This window comes from Celeribacter neptunius (assembly GCF_900113955.1).
GTDB classification, from domain to species: domain Bacteria; phylum Pseudomonadota; class Alphaproteobacteria; order Rhodobacterales; family Rhodobacteraceae; genus Celeribacter; species Celeribacter neptunius.
Genome location: NZ_FORH01000006.1, coordinates 122,769 through 137,412, shown reverse-complemented (window position 1 = coordinate 137,412; position 14,644 = coordinate 122,769). Strand labels below are relative to the sequence as shown.

At 62.3% G+C, this 14,644-nt stretch carries 15 protein-coding genes; 3 read left to right on the top strand and 12 right to left on the bottom strand.

All coding sequences use genetic code 11. The features are described from left to right. Window positions 1-56: 56 nt before the first annotated feature. From BM151_RS15100 to BM151_RS15085, 4 genes are all read right to left on the bottom strand, one after another. Window positions 57-842: an SDR family oxidoreductase gene (locus BM151_RS15100; protein ID WP_090061579.1), complete on the bottom strand. Its 786-nt coding sequence runs from the start codon at window positions 840-842 to the stop codon at window positions 57-59. Window positions 843-852: 10 nt separating this feature from the next. Continuing rightward, on the bottom strand, window positions 853-1,809 hold the full coding sequence (locus BM151_RS15095; protein WP_090061578.1) for a calcium/sodium antiporter: 957 nt from the start codon (window positions 1,807-1,809) through the stop codon (window positions 853-855). Between the two features lie 171 nt (window positions 1,810-1,980). Beyond that, window positions 1,981-2,775 (bottom strand): S49 family peptidase, encoded by a 795-nt coding sequence (locus tag BM151_RS15090; RefSeq protein ID WP_090061577.1) that lies wholly within the window; start codon window positions 2,773-2,775, stop codon window positions 1,981-1,983. Window positions 2,776-2,937: 162 nt separating this feature from the next. Next, window positions 2,938-4,038 carry a zinc ABC transporter substrate-binding protein gene (locus tag BM151_RS15085; RefSeq protein ID WP_090061576.1) on the bottom strand — a complete coding sequence of 367 codons (1,101 nt, stop codon included), beginning with the start codon at window positions 4,036-4,038 and terminating at the stop codon, window positions 2,938-2,940. Window positions 4,039-4,167: 129 nt separating this feature from the next. Between BM151_RS15085 and BM151_RS15080 the strand changes: the two genes are divergently transcribed. The 3 genes from BM151_RS15080 to BM151_RS15070 are packed head-to-tail and all read left to right on the top strand — an operon-like array spanning window position 4,168 to window position 6,280. Then, entirely contained in the window at window positions 4,168-4,656 is a 489-nt protein-coding gene (locus tag BM151_RS15080) for a Fur family transcriptional regulator (protein WP_090061575.1), read from the top strand. Then, complete coding sequence (locus BM151_RS15075) at window positions 4,653-5,480, top strand: metal ABC transporter ATP-binding protein (protein ID WP_090061574.1); 828 nt, start codon at window positions 4,653-4,655, stop codon at window positions 5,478-5,480. Before BM151_RS15080 ends, BM151_RS15075 begins: the two co-directional genes overlap by 4 nt. After that, window positions 5,477-6,280 (top strand): metal ABC transporter permease, encoded by an 804-nt coding sequence (locus tag BM151_RS15070; RefSeq protein WP_090061573.1) that lies wholly within the window; start codon window positions 5,477-5,479, stop codon window positions 6,278-6,280. The genes BM151_RS15075 and BM151_RS15070 overlap by 4 nt, the downstream gene beginning before the upstream one ends. Here BM151_RS15070 and BM151_RS15065 read toward each other — a convergent pair. The 8 genes from BM151_RS15065 to BM151_RS15030 all read right to left on the bottom strand — a co-directional run bounded on the left by BM151_RS15065 (window position 6,268) and on the right by BM151_RS15030 (window position 14,569). Next, window positions 6,268-7,731: a mannitol dehydrogenase family protein gene (locus BM151_RS15065; protein ID WP_090061572.1), complete on the bottom strand. Its 1,464-nt coding sequence runs from the start codon at window positions 7,729-7,731 to the stop codon at window positions 6,268-6,270. The genes BM151_RS15070 and BM151_RS15065 overlap by 13 nt on opposite strands. A 51-nt stretch (window positions 7,732-7,782) precedes the next feature. After that, window positions 7,783-8,556: an L-iditol 2-dehydrogenase gene (locus BM151_RS15060; RefSeq protein ID WP_090061571.1), complete on the bottom strand. Its 774-nt coding sequence runs from the start codon at window positions 8,554-8,556 to the stop codon at window positions 7,783-7,785. Beyond that, on the bottom strand, window positions 8,556-9,560 hold the full coding sequence (locus BM151_RS15055) for an ABC transporter ATP-binding protein (protein WP_090061570.1): 1,005 nt from the start codon (window positions 9,558-9,560) through the stop codon (window positions 8,556-8,558). Before BM151_RS15055 ends, BM151_RS15060 begins: the two co-directional genes overlap by 1 nt. 22 nt (window positions 9,561-9,582) lie before the next feature. Then, on the bottom strand, window positions 9,583-10,413 hold the full coding sequence (locus BM151_RS15050) for a carbohydrate ABC transporter permease (RefSeq protein WP_090061569.1): 831 nt from the start codon (window positions 10,411-10,413) through the stop codon (window positions 9,583-9,585). A 10-nt stretch (window positions 10,414-10,423) separates the two neighbouring features. Continuing rightward, entirely contained in the window at window positions 10,424-11,290 is an 867-nt protein-coding gene (locus tag BM151_RS15045) for a carbohydrate ABC transporter permease (protein ID WP_090061568.1), read from the bottom strand. A 185-nt stretch (window positions 11,291-11,475) separates the two neighbouring features. Next, entirely contained in the window at window positions 11,476-12,780 is a 1,305-nt protein-coding gene (locus BM151_RS15040; RefSeq protein ID WP_090061567.1) for an ABC transporter substrate-binding protein, read from the bottom strand. A gap of 120 nt (window positions 12,781-12,900) precedes the next feature. Continuing rightward, on the bottom strand, window positions 12,901-13,896 hold the full coding sequence (locus tag BM151_RS15035; protein ID WP_090061566.1) for a sugar-binding transcriptional regulator: 996 nt from the start codon (window positions 13,894-13,896) through the stop codon (window positions 12,901-12,903). After that, a complete protein-coding gene (locus BM151_RS15030) occupies window positions 13,883-14,569 on the bottom strand; it encodes an HAD family hydrolase (protein WP_090061565.1) in 687 nt (228 codons plus the stop codon). Before BM151_RS15030 ends, BM151_RS15035 begins: the two co-directional genes overlap by 14 nt. Window positions 14,570-14,644 lie beyond the last annotated feature (75 nt).

Sequence of the window (14,644 nt, the reverse complement as noted above, 5' to 3'; positions counted from 1 at the left end):
TCACGGCGCAGGTGCAAAACTTTCGCGTCCCGGCTTCGCTCCAGACTTCCCTAAGGTCACTCTCGCCCCATGACGTCTTCGGTTTCCCAAGCCAGATGCTGGCCGCTGTCCGGGCAGACCAACTGCCCTGTCACGGCGGGGGCGTTGAGCAAATAGGTCAGCGCCGCACAAACATCTTCCGGGTCAACCCCACGCTGCAGAAGCGTCGCCTTTTGCTGGGCGGCAAACGCCTCTTCGGACTGGCGCGCGCCTTGCAAGGTCGGCCCCGGCCCGATGCCATTGACACGCACCCTCGGTGCCAGCGCCTGCGCCGCGGTTTGGGTCAGGGTCCAGAGCGCCGATTTCGCCAGCGTGTAGCTCATGAATTGCGGCGTCAGCTTGCGGACCCGTTGATCGATCATATTGACCACCAGCCCCTGCGACAGCGGACGTCCATCCTTGGCAAGCAGCGGCTCGGCCACCTGTGCCGCAAAGCTCTGTGTCAGGACAAAAGGCGCCCGCAGATTGCTTTCCATATGCCGGTCCCAGCTCTCGCGCGAAACCGTCTCCAACCGATCCTCTTCAAAGATCGAGGCATTGTTGACCAGCAGGCTCAAAGGCCCATCCAGGGCTTCGACCGCACGCGGCAAAAGCTCTGAAACCTCGGTCTCGTTCAGGAAATCCGCAGTGAGAACTTCGGCCCTGCGCCCCATGGCGCGCAATTCCGCGGCCACCGCCCCGGCCTCTTCCGTCGAGCTGTGGCAATGCAGCGCGACATCGTACCCTTGTTTGCCCAAGGACAGAGCCATGGCCCGGCCGAGCCGGCGCCCAGCCCCCGTGACCAGCGCGTTTCGCCTCGTCATGTCTCCTCCCTCAGTTCAGGACCGCCAGAACGTAGAGGATATATAGGGTGGAAAGCACGACACCCCAAAGCCGGGTGATATCGATGCGGCGCAACACGAAAACACCGAGAAGGACGGAACAGCCAAGCATCACCCAGATGTCGAAATCCATCAGTTCCGGTTCGACCGGCAAGGTGCCGACCAGACTCGACACGCCGATGATGCCCAGAAGGTTGAACATGTTCGAGCCAATGACATTGCCAAAGGCGACATCCGCCTGTTTGCGCAGCGCGGCCATCACCGTGGTCGCCAGTTCCGGCAAGGAAGTGCCAAGCGCCACCAGCGTCAACCCGATCACGGTCTCCGAGACGCCGTAAGCGCGGGCGATATTGGTCGAGGCATCGACAAGGATCTCCGCGCCCAAGGGCAGACCGATGAGACCCAGCATCAGGAAGATCACGATCTTCCACCATGGCATGCCCGGATCGGCGCCCTCGACCTCTTCTTCCTCCATCTCCGCCGCCTCGGCTTTCGAAGCGCTGCGATGACAACGGGCCAGATAGACCGCATGGGCGAGCATGGCGAACAAGGCCAGAAGCAGCACGATGCCGGAGATCCAGTCGAACGTGCCGCGCATCGCCAGCAGGATGAAGAGCACGGAGGCACCGATCATCTGCAGATAGGAGGCCCGGGTCGAATTGTCGATCACATGCAGGGTCGAGATCAGCGCCGGAATCCCGAGCACCAAAAGGATATTGGCAGTGTTCGAGCCGATCACATTGCCGAGCGCCAGCCCCGGCACGCCCTCGGCGATGGCCGAGACCGAGATCAGCAGCTCCGGCGCAGATGTGCCGAAGGCGACGATGGTGAGCGAGACGATCAGCGCCGGCACGCCCAGCCGCAGCGACAGGTTCACCGCGCCCCGCACCAGCATGTCGCCCGCCACCAGCAAAAGCACGAGCCCGGCAATCGCAGAAATGAAATCCATCAGGGTTTGCCCTTTTCACAGGCGCAAGCGCCCTTGCCGATCCTGTAACGCCCGCAGCGCGGGCATTTCAGATCTTTGAGTTTTTGTTGTCCGGGAAAGCGCAGGCGACCGAAAATGGCCAAGACCATCATGAAGATCAGAAAGACAGAGATGATCTTGAATATCATAGGCTCACAACCCGTAAGCCGCCCAAAGCGCGCGTTCCTCGATTTGACCGCTCATCCCGGCCGCAAGCTCGGTGCCGAAACGGCGCAGGAGCGGACGTTTCGGACCGAAAACCGAAAGCCGCACCTTGTCGCCATAGATCTCTTTCATCATCGGAACGAGATGACCGATGCCGTCCGCGAGCCCCAGTTCGACGCCCTTTTGACCGGTCCAGAAGGTGCCATCGAACAACTCGATCTCTTTCGACAGCCGTTCTTCGCGCGAGGCACGCACATGAGCGATGAAGGCCTCATGGATCTCCGCCTGCAAGGATTTGAGCCGCTCGATGTCGGAGGGGTTTTCCGGCCGGAACGGGTCGAGCTGGCTCTTCGATTTGCCAGAGGTATAGACCCGCCGCTCGATGCCATGCCGCGCAATGAAATCGGTAAAGCCGAAGCCCGCCGAGATCACCCCGATCGAGCCGACGATAGAGCTCGGATCGACGAAAATCTTGTCGGCGGCACAGGCCAGCCAATAGCCGCCCGAGGCCGCGACATCCTCGACAAAGGCATAGACCGGGATTTCCTTTTCCTTGGCCAGACGTGAGATCCGCGCTGCAATCAGCGAGGATTGCACCGGCGAGCCACCCGGGGAATTGATCGAGAGCGCCACCGCGGTCGGTTTGCCCTTGCGGAATGCGCGTTCAATCGCCGGGGCGAGGCTCTGATCGTTGAGACCGCCCTGCCGTGTCATGATCGCGCCATTGAGACGGATAACATTGACCCGAGAGGGGGATTTCAGAAAAGGAATGCGGACAGTCATGCCTGTGGATGTAAAGCCCGCATCCGGCTCAAACAAGGGCATCGCCCCCTGCCCGCCGGATTTTTTTACCAGCCGGTCGCGGCCTTGGCCGGAGCGCCTGTCCTGATGGCAAGGCACGCCCGGCCCGGCATCGGGCGCCCCTGAACGGAGCGCCCTGTCGGTTCACTTGCCGGCACAGGCGAGGAAGGCCCCGGAGATCTCCTCCATCAGGGCCGTGTAGAACCCGGCGCCGGGCTCAAGAGCGGCCCCCATCGGGTCGATCACTTCGGTGCGGGCCTCGGTGCCGTCGAGCACGGTTTTCACCATACCGGGATTGAACTGCGGCTCGGAAAAGACACAGGTGACTTGCTGCGCCTTGATCGTGTCCTGGATCTCGCGGATGCGCGCCGGGCTCGGCGCAGAAGCGTCGGACAGCGAAATCGCCCCGGCGGCCGCGAGGCCGAAACGGTTCTCGAAATAGTTATAGGCATCATGGAAGACGATGAAGCGCATGTCGGAAATCGGCGCAAGCTCACCCTCGATCCGGGCGATCACCTGATCGAGCTCCGCCTGCGCGGCCGCGGCATTGGCGCGATAGCTGTCGGCATTCTCCGGGTCCGCTTCGGAAAGGGTCTCGGCAATCACCCCGAGCCACAGACGACCATTCATCGGGTCGAGCCAGGCGTGACCGTCGGTTCCCGACAGATCATGGTCGTCGTGATCATGTTCATCATGGCCGACCTCATCGTGATCGTGTTCATCGTCATGCGCCATGGTCTCGGCGTCCTGCGCGTCACCGTGTTCCTCCGCATGGTCATCATGCTCATCCGAGTGCTCATCATGCGCATCGGCCTGCTCCTCGCCATGGTCATCCGCATGTTCCTCCGCGTGCTCATCGCCCTCGTCGTCATGGATATGGCGTTCGAAGGTCGCGCCTTCGCGCAGAGCGAGCACGGTCGCGCCCTCGACCTCGGCCAGCGGGACGGAACGTGCATGTCCCGCCACCTTGTCGATCATCTCGTCGAGCCAGGGTTCGATTCGCGATCCGGTCCAGAACACGATGTCGGCGGATTGCAGCGCTTTCGCGTCCGACGGGCTCAGCGCATAGCCATGCGGCGAGGCCCCCGCCGGCATCAGCGCCACCGGACTGGCAAGATCACCCATCACCTGTTGCACAAGCGATTGCACCGGCGCCATATCGGTGAGGACATTGGGCACCTCGGCAAAAGCGCCCTGGGTGGCGGCAAGGATCGGCAAGGAAATAAAAGCGGAACGAAGGATCATGGAGGCCTCGACTTGATGCGTTATGTTATTACATGGTTGTGGCTCATACATGTCATAGTATAACATATCAAGACATTCCTTCCCCAAACCGCCACTCGCCATAAAAAGGGCCTGGAACAGATGCCGGAAATGGACCCGAACCCGATCGGATTTGCCAAACATGATCATAGCCATTGCGTCCAGGATGCGGTGGCCGCGGCAGACCGCATGTGTCGTGACGCCGGGTTGCAACTCACCCCGGTGCGTCAGCGGGCACTCGAGATCCTGCTCGAGGAACACCGCGCGCTCGGCGCCTATGACGTGTTGGCCCGGCTGTCCGAGGACGGGTTCGGCAGCCAGCCGCCGGTGGCCTATCGGGCGCTGGACTTCCTGACCAAACATGGGCTGGCGCATAAGATCGAGCGATTGAACGCGTTCATTGCCTGCGCGCACCCCGAGGATCGTCACACCCCGGCCTTTCTGATCTGCACCAGCTGTCACGCCGTAGCGGAGGCCGAAACCGATCCCTCTCACAGCCTGATGAGCCAGATCGCCGAGGCCACCGGTTTCCGGATCTCCCGGGCCGTGCTCGAGGCCGAGGGCACTTGCCCCAATTGCCTCGAGAAGGAAGACGCATGAGCCTGGTCTCCCTCGACAGCATCTCTTTGCGCCTTGGCGGGCGGCAGGTGCTCGATCACGTCTCCCTGACCCTTGAGCCCGGCGAAATCGTCACCATCGTCGGACCGAACGGTTCTGGCAAATCCACGCTGCTGAAAGTCATCATCGGCGCGCTTCACCCCGAGAGCGGGCGTATCAATCGCCAAAAGGGGCTCAAGATCGGCTATGTGCCGCAAAAGCTGCATATCGATCCGACCCTGCCGCTCACCGTGCGTCGCTTCCTGTCCCTGCCCAATCGCGTGAGCGATGAGGCCGCCCATGCGGCACTTGACGATGCCGGCGCCGGACATCTTTGCAATCATCAGATGACCGATCTGTCGGGCGGGCAGTTTCAGCGTGTGCTCCTGGCCCGTGCCCTGCTGACCGAACCGGAGCTTCTCATTCTCGACGAGGCCACACAGGGGCTCGATCAGCCCGGCTCCGCCGATTTCTATGCCCAGGTCGAGGCCCTGCGCCGCGACAAGGGCTGTGCCGTGCTGATGGTCTCGCATGAGCTGCATGTGGTGATGGCCGCCTCGGACCGGGTGGTCTGCCTCAATGGCCATGTCTGTTGTCACGGCGCGCCGGAACACGTCGCCTCGGCGCCCGAGTATCGCGCGCTGTTCGGCACCGGCACCCATGGGGCGCTGGCGCTTTACCGACACGATCACAATCACGACCACTGCGATCTCGATCATGACCACGAGGCCCATCATGGCCAGCAAGTGCATATGCACGATCACAGTCATGATCGCACTCATGGCGACAGCCAAGACCACCCGCACGACCATGGAGAGACGGCATGAACCTGTTGGATGATTTCCTGGTCCGCGCCATTCTCGCCGGGCTGGGCGTTGTGCTCGCGGCCGCCCCTCTGGGCTGTTTCGTTGTCTGGCGCCGGATGGCCTATTTCGGCGATGCCACAGCCCATGCCGCGATCCTCGGCGTGGCGCTGGCCCTGAGCTTCAACGTCTCGATTTTCGCGGGCGTGTTGGCGCTGGCCCTGATCATGGCGCTCACCGTGTCGAACCTATCGGGCCGCGGCTTTGCCATGGACACGCTTCTGGGCGTGACAGCGCATAGTTCGCTGGCCTTCGGATTGGTGGCCGTGTCCTTCGTCCCCGGGGTTCGGGTCGATCTCATGGCGTATCTGTTTGGCGATATCCTCGCCGTCAGCAAGGGCGATCTGGCAGTGATCTGGACCGGTGCGGCGCTGGTGCTGGCGCTGCTCTACTGGCGCTGGTCGGCGCTTCTGACGACAACGCTCAACCCGGATCTGGCAATCGCTTCGGGCCTCTCGCCAAAACGCGAACAGATGGTCCTGTCGGTGGCGCTGGCCCTGGTGGTGGCCGTGGCGATCAAGGTCGTCGGCACCCTGTTGATCGCCGCGATGCTGCTGATCCCCGCAGCCAGTGCCCGGAGCTTTGCCCGCACCCCGGAACGCATGGCGCTGATCGCCACCGGCATCGGCGCCCTGTCGGTGCTGGGGGGGATCGAGGCGGCGTTTGCCTTCGACACGCCAACCGGCCCGACCATCGTCTGCATCGCCGCGCTGATTTTCGCGCTGGCCAATCTCGCCCGCTTGCTCCGCCCTCAGACGAGATAGGCTTTCAACGCCGCCTCGACCCCTTCGGAATAGAGGATCGACAACCAGCGTGCGAAAGGCGCGGCAAAGCGTGGATCGTCCTGCAGATCGCCATAGATGTGCCGCATCGACAACCAGGCTTTCGGCTCCTCCTTGGCCTTGGCGGCCAGCGCCGTGAGATCGGACCAGAAGGGGTCGTTGGGCTCGATGATGGAGCCGTCTTCCATCGTGCCGAGGCAATAGCGCGCCCAAAGCGCCGAGACGAGCGCCAGCCCCACCACCGGCATGTCGCGATCGAGACAGGCGCGGATCGAGGGCACGAGAAACCCCGGATGCCGCGACGAGCCATCAAAGGCCACGCGGCGGGTGGTGTCGACGATCTTCGGATTGGAAAAGCGCTTCTGGATCAGCGCCACATAGGTCTGCGGCGTGAATTCCGGCACCGGTGCGACATGCGGCATGATCTCTTCGCGTTCGACTTTCTCGAACAGCGCCGAGATCAGCGGGTGGTCCATACAGGCGGAAATCGTCCCGACCGACAAAAGCTCACCGGGATCGGAGATCACCTGATGTCCACCATTGAGGATGCGGATCTTCATCGTCTCATAGCCATGGACATTGTCGGAGAAGGTCGCCCCCGCCTTGTCCCAATCTGGCCGCCCGGCGCAGAAGTCATCCTCGATCACCCATTGGCGGAAATTCTCATGGGTCACCGGCACCTGATCCTCGATGCCGAATTCGGCGGCGAGCGCCAGTTCCTTCGGCCCCGTCGCGGGCACGATGCAATCGACCATGGCATTGGGAAAGCTGCAATTCTGATCGATCCAGACGGCAAGATCCGGATCGGACATCTGCGCCAGCGAGACCAGCGTCTGCCGCAGGATCGCGCCATTGCCCTGAAGATTGTCACAGGACTGGCCGGTGAACGGCCCGACACCGCGATCGCGGCGCAGTTTCAGCGCGGCAATCATCGCCCCGAATGCCGTGCGCGGCTGCCACGGGTTTTCCGCGTCATGCAGAATGTCGGGATGGCTGGCATCGAAGCCCTTGGTCGCCGGGTCGATGAAATAGCCGCCCTCGGTCACGGTGAGCGCGACGATGCGGATGTCCGGCTGGGCCATGCGTTCGATCAGCGCGCCATTGCCCTCTTCGATCGGCACGTAATCGATCATCGCGCCGACCACCTCGGCGGAGCTGCCGGCCGGGTCCAACTCGATCAGCGTGGTCAGATAATCCTGCGCCGCGAGTTTGAGCCGCATCGCCTCGTCATAGGGGCGCACACCGGCACCGATGATGGCCCAGTCCTGCGCCAGGCCCTGTTGCATCAGCCGGTGCAGATACCAGGACTGATGCGCCCGATGGAAATTGCCCAGCCCGATATGGACGATCCCGGGCGTGAGCTTGCTGCGGTCATAGGTCGGCCGTTTGATGGTTTCAGGCAGCGCATTCAGCGTCGCATTCGAGAGTTTCATGTTCTTATCCTTTCAACGCAGCCAGCTCGATTTGGTCTCGCTCTTTTCGTCTCAGCTCATCCATTGCCCGCCATCGACATTGTAGGTCTGGGCGACGATGTAATCGGCCTCGTCAGACGCCAGAAAGATCGCCATACCGGTGAGATCCGAAGGCTTGCCCATGCGGCCATAGGGGACGGATTCGCCGACCTCCTTTTTCTTCTGACCCAGAGGCTTGTTTTCATATTTGGCAAAGAAGGCATCGACCCCGTCCCAATGCTCGCCATCGACCACGCCGGGGGCGATGGCATTGACGTTGATGCCGTGTTTGATCAGGTCGAGCCCGGCCGATTGCGTCAGGCTGATCACCGCCGCCTTGGTGGCACAGTAGACGGCGACGAGCGCCTCGCCGCGCCGCCCGGCCTGGCTCGCCATATTAATGATCTTGCCGCCCTTGCCGCGGGCGATCATGTGTCTCGCCACCGCCTGAAGCGTGAACAGCGTGCCCGCGACATTGATGTCGAAGACACGGGCATAATCCTCACGCGTGATCTCGATGATCGGCGCGGCGGTGAACAGCGCCGCGTTGTTGATCAGGATGTCGACCCCGCCCAAGGCGTCGATCGTGGCCGCGACACCGGCATCGATGCTCTCCTGCGCGGTGATATCCATCTCGATGGCCACCGCAGCGTCGCCAATCTCGGCGGCGCTTTCCCGCGCGCGTTCGATATTGATATCGGCAATCGCCACCCGCGCACCCTCGGCGACATAGGCCTTGGCAAATTCAAAGCCGATGCCGCGGGCTGCCCCGGTGATCAGGGCGGTTTTTCCAGCCAGCCGCGTCATCAGATCCGCAGCCCGTCTGCGCCGAACTTGTGCAGGTTTTTCATGTCGGGGCTCAAAAACACCCGATCGCCGTATTTCAACGATACCTCGCCCGAGGCCCGCACGGTCAGCGGCTCGGCCCCGACCGCCTCGACCTTGACGTGGAAAAACGTGTCGGAGCCCAGATGTTCGGACACCCCGACAACGCCTTCCCACAGGCCGCTCTCGGCGGAGATCCCGATGTGTTCCGGGCGGATGCCAATCGTCGTCGCGCCATGCTGCGTCGCCGCGTCCCCCTCGATCAGGTTCATTTTCGGCGAGCCGATGAAGCCCGCGACGAATTTGTTGCGCGGCGTGTTGTAGAGCTCGAGCGGCGTGCCGACCTGCTCGATACGACCGGCCTGAAGCACCACGATTTTGTCGGCCATGGTCATCGCCTCGACCTGGTCATGGGTGACATAGATCATCGTCGTGGCGAGGCGTTTGTGCAGCTCTGAGATTTCCAGCCGCATGCCGACGCGCAGCGCGGCGTCCAGGTTCGACAACGGTTCGTCGAACAGGAAGGCTGCCGGTTCGCGCACGATGGCGCGGCCGATGGCAACACGCTGACGCTGACCACCCGACAATTGCCCCGGCTTGCGGTCGAGGTAATCGGTGAGGTTGAGCGCCTTGGCGGCGGAGGCGATGCGGCGCTCCTGCTCGTCATGCGGCACGCCCGCCATTTTCATCGGGAAGGCGATGTTCTTGCGCACCGACATATGCGGGTAGAGCGCGTAGCTCTGAAACACCATGGCGAGGCCGCGTTTCGCCGGCGGCAACTCGGTGGCGTCTTCGCGGTCGATGCGGATCTGCCCGCCCGAGACATCCTCGAGCCCGGCGATCAACCGCAAGAGCGTGGACTTGCCGCAGCCGGAGGGGCCGACGAAAACCACGAATTCACCATCCTCGATGGTCAGGTCCAGAGGCGGGATGACTTCGATATCACCGAAGGCCTTGCGGACTTTATCAAGCGTAATGCGTCCCATGTCGCAGGTCTCCTATGTCTTCTTATTTGACGGCGCCGAAGGTCAGGCCGCTGACGAGTTGTTTCTGGCTGAACCAGCCGAGGATCAGGATCGGCGCGATGGCCATGGTCGAGGCGGCCGAGAGCTTGGCGTAGAACAGGCCCTCGGGGCTCGAATAGCTGGCGATGAAGGCGGTCAGAGGCGCAGCTTTCGCAGCCGTCAGGTTGAGCGTCCAGAAGGCCTCGTTCCAGGCAAGGATCACGTTCAACAAAAGGGTCGAGGCAATGCCCGGGATTGCCATCGGAGTCAGGATGTAGATCAGCTCTTCCTTGAGAGAGGCCCCGTCCATGCGCGCCGCCTCGAGGATCTCGCCGGGGATCTCCTTGAAGTAGGTGTAGAGCATCCAGACGATGATCGGCAGGTTGATCAGCATCAGCACGATGACCAGACCGAGCCGGGTGTCCAGAAGCCCCATGCGGATGAACATCAGATAGATCGGGTAGAGCACGCCGACGGCGGGCAGCATCTTGGTCGAGAGCATCCACAAGAGGATGTCCTTGGTCCGGGGCGACGGCACGAAGGCCATCGACCAGGCCGCCGGCACCGCGATGATGATGCCGAGGATGGTCGAACCACCGGCGATGATAATCGAGTTGGTGAGGAAGCGGCCATAGTTGGAGCGCTCCATCACCACCGAATAGTTTTCCAGCGTCCAGTGGAAGTTGAACAGCACCGGCGGATCGGCGATTGCCGTCGCCTCGGTCTTGAAGCTGGTGAGAATGGTCCAGAAGATCGGGAAGAAGATCAGCAGACCGATCCCCCAAGCAACGGCGGTGTTGATGATCTTGCGATTGCGGGTCACTGCGCGTGCCATGGTGCCCTCCTTACGCGTCGAGATTCTTGCCGACGATGCGCATCAGGAAGATGGCAACGATGTTGGCGAGGATGATGGCATAGACACCGCCGGCAGAGCCGAGGCCCACGTTCTGGCTTTCCAGCACCCGCTGGAAGATCAGGTAGGTGAGTGTCTTGGTGCCAAAGGCACCGCCGGTGGTGACGAAAATCTCCGCGAAGATCGACAGGAGAAAGATCGTCTGGATCAGGATCACAATGGTGATCGCGCGCGCCAGATGCGGCAGGACGATATAGCCAAAACGGGCGAGCGGCGAGGCGCCGTCCATTTCGGAGGCCTCGAGCTGTTCGCCGTCCAGGGACTGGATCGCGGTCAACAGGATCAGCGTCGCAAAGGGCAGCCATTGCCAGGACACGATCATGATGATCGACGGCAGCGAGGCCTGGCTCAGCCATTCGACCGGCTGCGCCCCGAAGAATTTCCAGAGATAGGCCAAAAGCCCATAGTTCGGGTCCATGAACATGTTCTTCCACACCAGCGCCGAAACTGTGGGCATGACGAAGAACGGGGCGATCACGAGAATGCGCACAACGCCCTGCCCCCACATCGGCTGGTTGAGCAGAATGGCGAGCAAGATCCCGAGCACGACGGTGATGATCAACACGCCGCCGACGATCATCAGCGTCGCGGTGATGCTGGGCCAGAAAGAGGACGAGGACAGGAATCGGCTGTAATTCTCGAACCCGACCCAGCCGAGATCGCCACCACGCATCGGCAGGTATTTCTTGAACGAAAAATAGAGCGTCATGGTGAGCGGGATGAGCATCCAACCCAGAAGCAGGACGACGGCGGGCGCCATCATCAGCCGGGCGGCGGAGCGGGAATGCTGGGTAGCCATGAGAGAGACCTCCTGCGTTTGCAGAACGGAACTTGCGAGGATCGGCACCGCGGAAAGAGCGCAGCGATCCCCTTGTTCGAACTGAACCGGTTCAGATCGCGGACGGGCGGATCACGGATATGCAGTGTGTAATGTGCGAGCGGGGTTGGGGGGCGGTTTGACCGCCCCCCGTTCGGGAGGAGAGCTTAGCGGTAACCCGCAGCTTCCATGGCGTCGTTGGTCAGAGCCTGAGCTTTCTCAAGCGCCTCGTCGACACTCTGTTGTCCCGCATAGACCGCCGAGAATTCCTGGCTGACCTCGGTGGCGATACCGGCAAATTCGGGGATCGCCGCGAATTGCACGCCGACATAGGGCGAAGGCTCGACCGTCGAATTGTTCGGGTCCGCCGTCAGGATCGAATCCAGGGTCATCTGGGCAAAGGGCACTTCGATGTAGTTCGGGTTTTCATAGAGCGAGCTGCGTGCGCCCGGCGGCACATTGGCCCAGCCTTCTTTCGAGGCGACGAGCTCGATATAGTCTTTCGAGGTGGCCCATTCGATGAACTGTTTCGCGGCCGCTTCGTTCTGTGTCCCGGCCGGGATCGCCAGCGCCCAGGCCCAGAGCCAGTTCGAACGTTTGCCGAGACCGTTGTCGGGGGCAAGCGCGAAGCCGACGCTGTCAGCCACGGTGGAATCCTCCGGGTTGGTCACGAAAGAGGCCGCCACGGTGGCGTCGATCCACATGCCGCATTTGCCCTGCTGGAACAGCGACAGGTTTTCGTTGAAACCGTTGGTGGCATAGCCCGCCGGACCGCTTTCGTTCATCATGCCGACGAAGAATTCGAGCGTATCTTTCCACGGTTTGGTGTCGAACTGGGCGTTCCAGTCCATGTCGAACCAGCGCCCTCCGAAGGAGTTGGACATCGCGGTGATGAAGGCCCCGCCTTCGCCCCAGCCGGCCTTGCCGCGCAGGCAGATGCCGTTGATTTCGGCATCACGGTCGGTCATCGCCGCCGCCGCCTGGCGGATGAACTCCCAGGTCGGGGCCTTCGGCATTTCCAGACCGGCCTTTTCCATCAGGTCCGTGCGATACATGACCATCGAGCTTTCGCCATAGAACGGCGCAGCATAGAGCGTGCCGTCATAGCTCAGACCGCCCGCCATCGCCGGCAGGATGTCCCCGACGTCGTAGCTTTCGGACAGATCGGTGAGCGGCACGAGCCAGCCATTGGCCCCCCAGATCGGGGTTTCGTACATGCCGATGGTCATGATGTCGAAGGCACCGCCCTTAGTCGAGATGTCGGTGGTCACGCGCTGACGCAGCACGTTTTCCTCGAGCGTCACCCATTCGACGTCGATGCCGGTCTTAGCGGTGAAATCGTCGGTATAGCCCTGCATGCGGATCATGTCGCCATTGTTCACGGTGGCGATGGTGATGGTCTCGGCAGAGGCCCCGGCGGCAAGCGCACCAAGAGCGCACGCACCCATCAGGGCGCGAAAAGTCGTATTCATGGTATCCTCCCATTTGATATGAGCATTTGCTCACTTCATGAACCAATGCTCACTTAAAGGTGCATTTCTGTCAAGGGGCTTTTCACCAAAGCCCTTTGATGCCCGGAAATCACTTTCAGATCAGGAGTTAACCAGTTCCCTCGCGGTCCACTCATCGGTGAACAGCCCGTGAATCAGCCCGCCGGAGAGCGCCCCGCGCAGCGCTTCGAGCTTGGATGTGCCCGCGCCGATGCAATAGACCGGCATATCGCCGACCGGCACGCTCACCCCCACCATGCGGTGGTTGACCGGGTGATCGAGATATTGCCCCTCGCGATTGAACACATGGCCGCAGATCTCGCCAACGCCACCACCGGCGCGCAGGTCCAGAAGCTCCTCCGCCGTCAGGAAGCCATCGACATAGAGCGGTGCGTCATCGCCGAGCTGGCCGATGCCGACGATCGCCATATCGGCGGATTTCGCCAGCGCCCGCGACGCTTTCACATGCGGCAGCGAGCGATAGAGCGCCAGTTCCTCATCGCTGCGGGCAAAGACCGGTGCCGCCATCGGATAGTGCCGAGCCCGGATCTTTTCCGCCAGTTGCATGATCACTTCGTAAAACGAGGCGGAGCCGTCCGGCGCGACATTGCCGATCAGCGAGACCAGCTTGTGGCGTGCTCCATCGACCTGCTGCATATGCTCGACCACGGTTTTCAGCGTCCGCCCGGTGCCGAGCGCGAAAACCTTCGCCTCCTCGCGTTCGAACAGGCGTTCCAGCACCGGTACGGCAAAGGGCGCCAGACCGATCAGCGGATCACTGGCCCCGCTGATCTGCGGCGACACCCAGGCCGCGTCGAGCCCGAAGCGGCGTTTCAGACCGCGCTCCAACTCCAGGCATTCGGCAATCGGATGATCGATCCGCACACGGACCAGCCCTTCGGCCGAGGCGCGAGCAACGAGCCGCTGCACCCTCTGGCGCGAAATCCCCAACTCCTGGGCAATCTGGTCCTGGGTCATGCCACCGACAAAGGACAGCCAGGCCGCGCGCGCCGCGAGATCGCGCGGGGACACGTCGCTCTCATCATGCGCGGCTTGAGATTTACCCTGCGATTTACCCTGCGCCTTAGCCTTTGCCATGCCGCGGTTCCTTTTTCATAAGCTGCGCATCAGAATGGAAGAAATCCGAATAGGATGCAAATTGCCGCTGCGGGGCCGGGGCGTCGGACGACGCCAGATCGAGCCCGGCCAGATGGCTGCCGCCGGTAAAGCGCCAGACCGTCATCCCCGCCGCCAGTCCCGCCTGCACCCCCGCGAGAGAATCCTCGATCACCAGACAACGTGCGGGCACGGCCTGGAATTTTTCCGCCACGTGCAAAAACAGATCCGGCGCCGGTTTGCCGCGGGTCACCTCCGAAGCGGTGGTCGTGCGGCCCGCAAAGAGATCGTCGAGCCCGGTGATCGCCAGCGACTCGGCCAGCCGTGGCGGGCTCGAACTGGTGGCGAGCGCATAGGGGACGGCAAGCCGCAGGATCACATCGCGCACCCCGGGGATCGGCACCAACTCGGCGCGAAAGGCCGCGATCAGCCTCTGGCGATACTCCTCTTCGAAGCGCTCCGGCAGGGTGACCCCGAATTCCTCGCGGATTTGCGAGAACACGACCGGGTAGCTCCGCCCGAGGAAATTGCGCGCGACATATTCCGTGTCGATCTCGACCCCATGGCCGGCCAAGGCGGCGATCAGCATGCGCGCGGAGATTACCTCGCTGTCGATCAGCACGCCGTCGCAATCGAAAATCACCAGATCGAACATCCCGCCTCCCTTTTTGCGGCAACGCTAATTCGCGCGGCGCAGGCGCACAATCGCAAATCCGCCGCAAAGCGGAAT

What these genes read in the sequence shown, in the direction of transcription:
- BM151_RS15070 (WP_090061573.1), top strand. Translation starts at nt 5,477, where the DNA reads ATGAACCTGTTGGATGATTTCCTGGTCCGCGCCATTCTCGCCGGGCTG.
- BM151_RS15050 (WP_090061569.1), bottom strand. Translation starts at nt 10,413, where the DNA reads ATGGCACGCGCAGTGACCCGCAATCGCAAGATCATCAACACCGCCGTT.
- BM151_RS15100 (WP_090061579.1), bottom strand. Translation starts at nt 842, where the DNA reads ATGACGAGGCGAAACGCGCTGGTCACGGGGGCTGGGCGCCGGCTCGGC.
- BM151_RS15030 (WP_090061565.1), bottom strand. Translation starts at nt 14,569, where the DNA reads ATGTTCGATCTGGTGATTTTCGATTGCGACGGCGTGCTGATCGACAGC.
- BM151_RS15090 (WP_090061577.1), bottom strand. Translation starts at nt 2,775, where the DNA reads ATGACTGTCCGCATTCCTTTTCTGAAATCCCCCTCTCGGGTCAATGTT.
- BM151_RS15060 (WP_090061571.1), bottom strand. Translation starts at nt 8,556, where the DNA reads ATGACGCGGCTGGCTGGAAAAACCGCCCTGATCACCGGGGCAGCCCGC.
- BM151_RS15095 (WP_090061578.1), bottom strand. Translation starts at nt 1,809, where the DNA reads ATGGATTTCATTTCTGCGATTGCCGGGCTCGTGCTTTTGCTGGTGGCG.
- BM151_RS15045 (WP_090061568.1), bottom strand. Translation starts at nt 11,290, where the DNA reads ATGGCTACCCAGCATTCCCGCTCCGCCGCCCGGCTGATGATGGCGCCC.
- BM151_RS15035 (WP_090061566.1), bottom strand. Translation starts at nt 13,896, where the DNA reads ATGGCAAAGGCTAAGGCGCAGGGTAAATCGCAGGGTAAATCTCAAGCC.
- BM151_RS15075 (WP_090061574.1), top strand. Translation starts at nt 4,653, where the DNA reads ATGAGCCTGGTCTCCCTCGACAGCATCTCTTTGCGCCTTGGCGGGCGG.
- BM151_RS15080 (WP_090061575.1), top strand. Translation starts at nt 4,168, where the DNA reads ATGGACCCGAACCCGATCGGATTTGCCAAACATGATCATAGCCATTGC.
- BM151_RS15055 (WP_090061570.1), bottom strand. Translation starts at nt 9,560, where the DNA reads ATGGGACGCATTACGCTTGATAAAGTCCGCAAGGCCTTCGGTGATATC.
- BM151_RS15040 (WP_090061567.1), bottom strand. Translation starts at nt 12,780, where the DNA reads ATGAATACGACTTTTCGCGCCCTGATGGGTGCGTGCGCTCTTGGTGCG.
- BM151_RS15085 (WP_090061576.1), bottom strand. Translation starts at nt 4,038, where the DNA reads ATGATCCTTCGTTCCGCTTTTATTTCCTTGCCGATCCTTGCCGCCACC.
- BM151_RS15065 (WP_090061572.1), bottom strand. Translation starts at nt 7,731, where the DNA reads ATGAAACTCTCGAATGCGACGCTGAATGCGCTGCCTGAAACCATCAAA.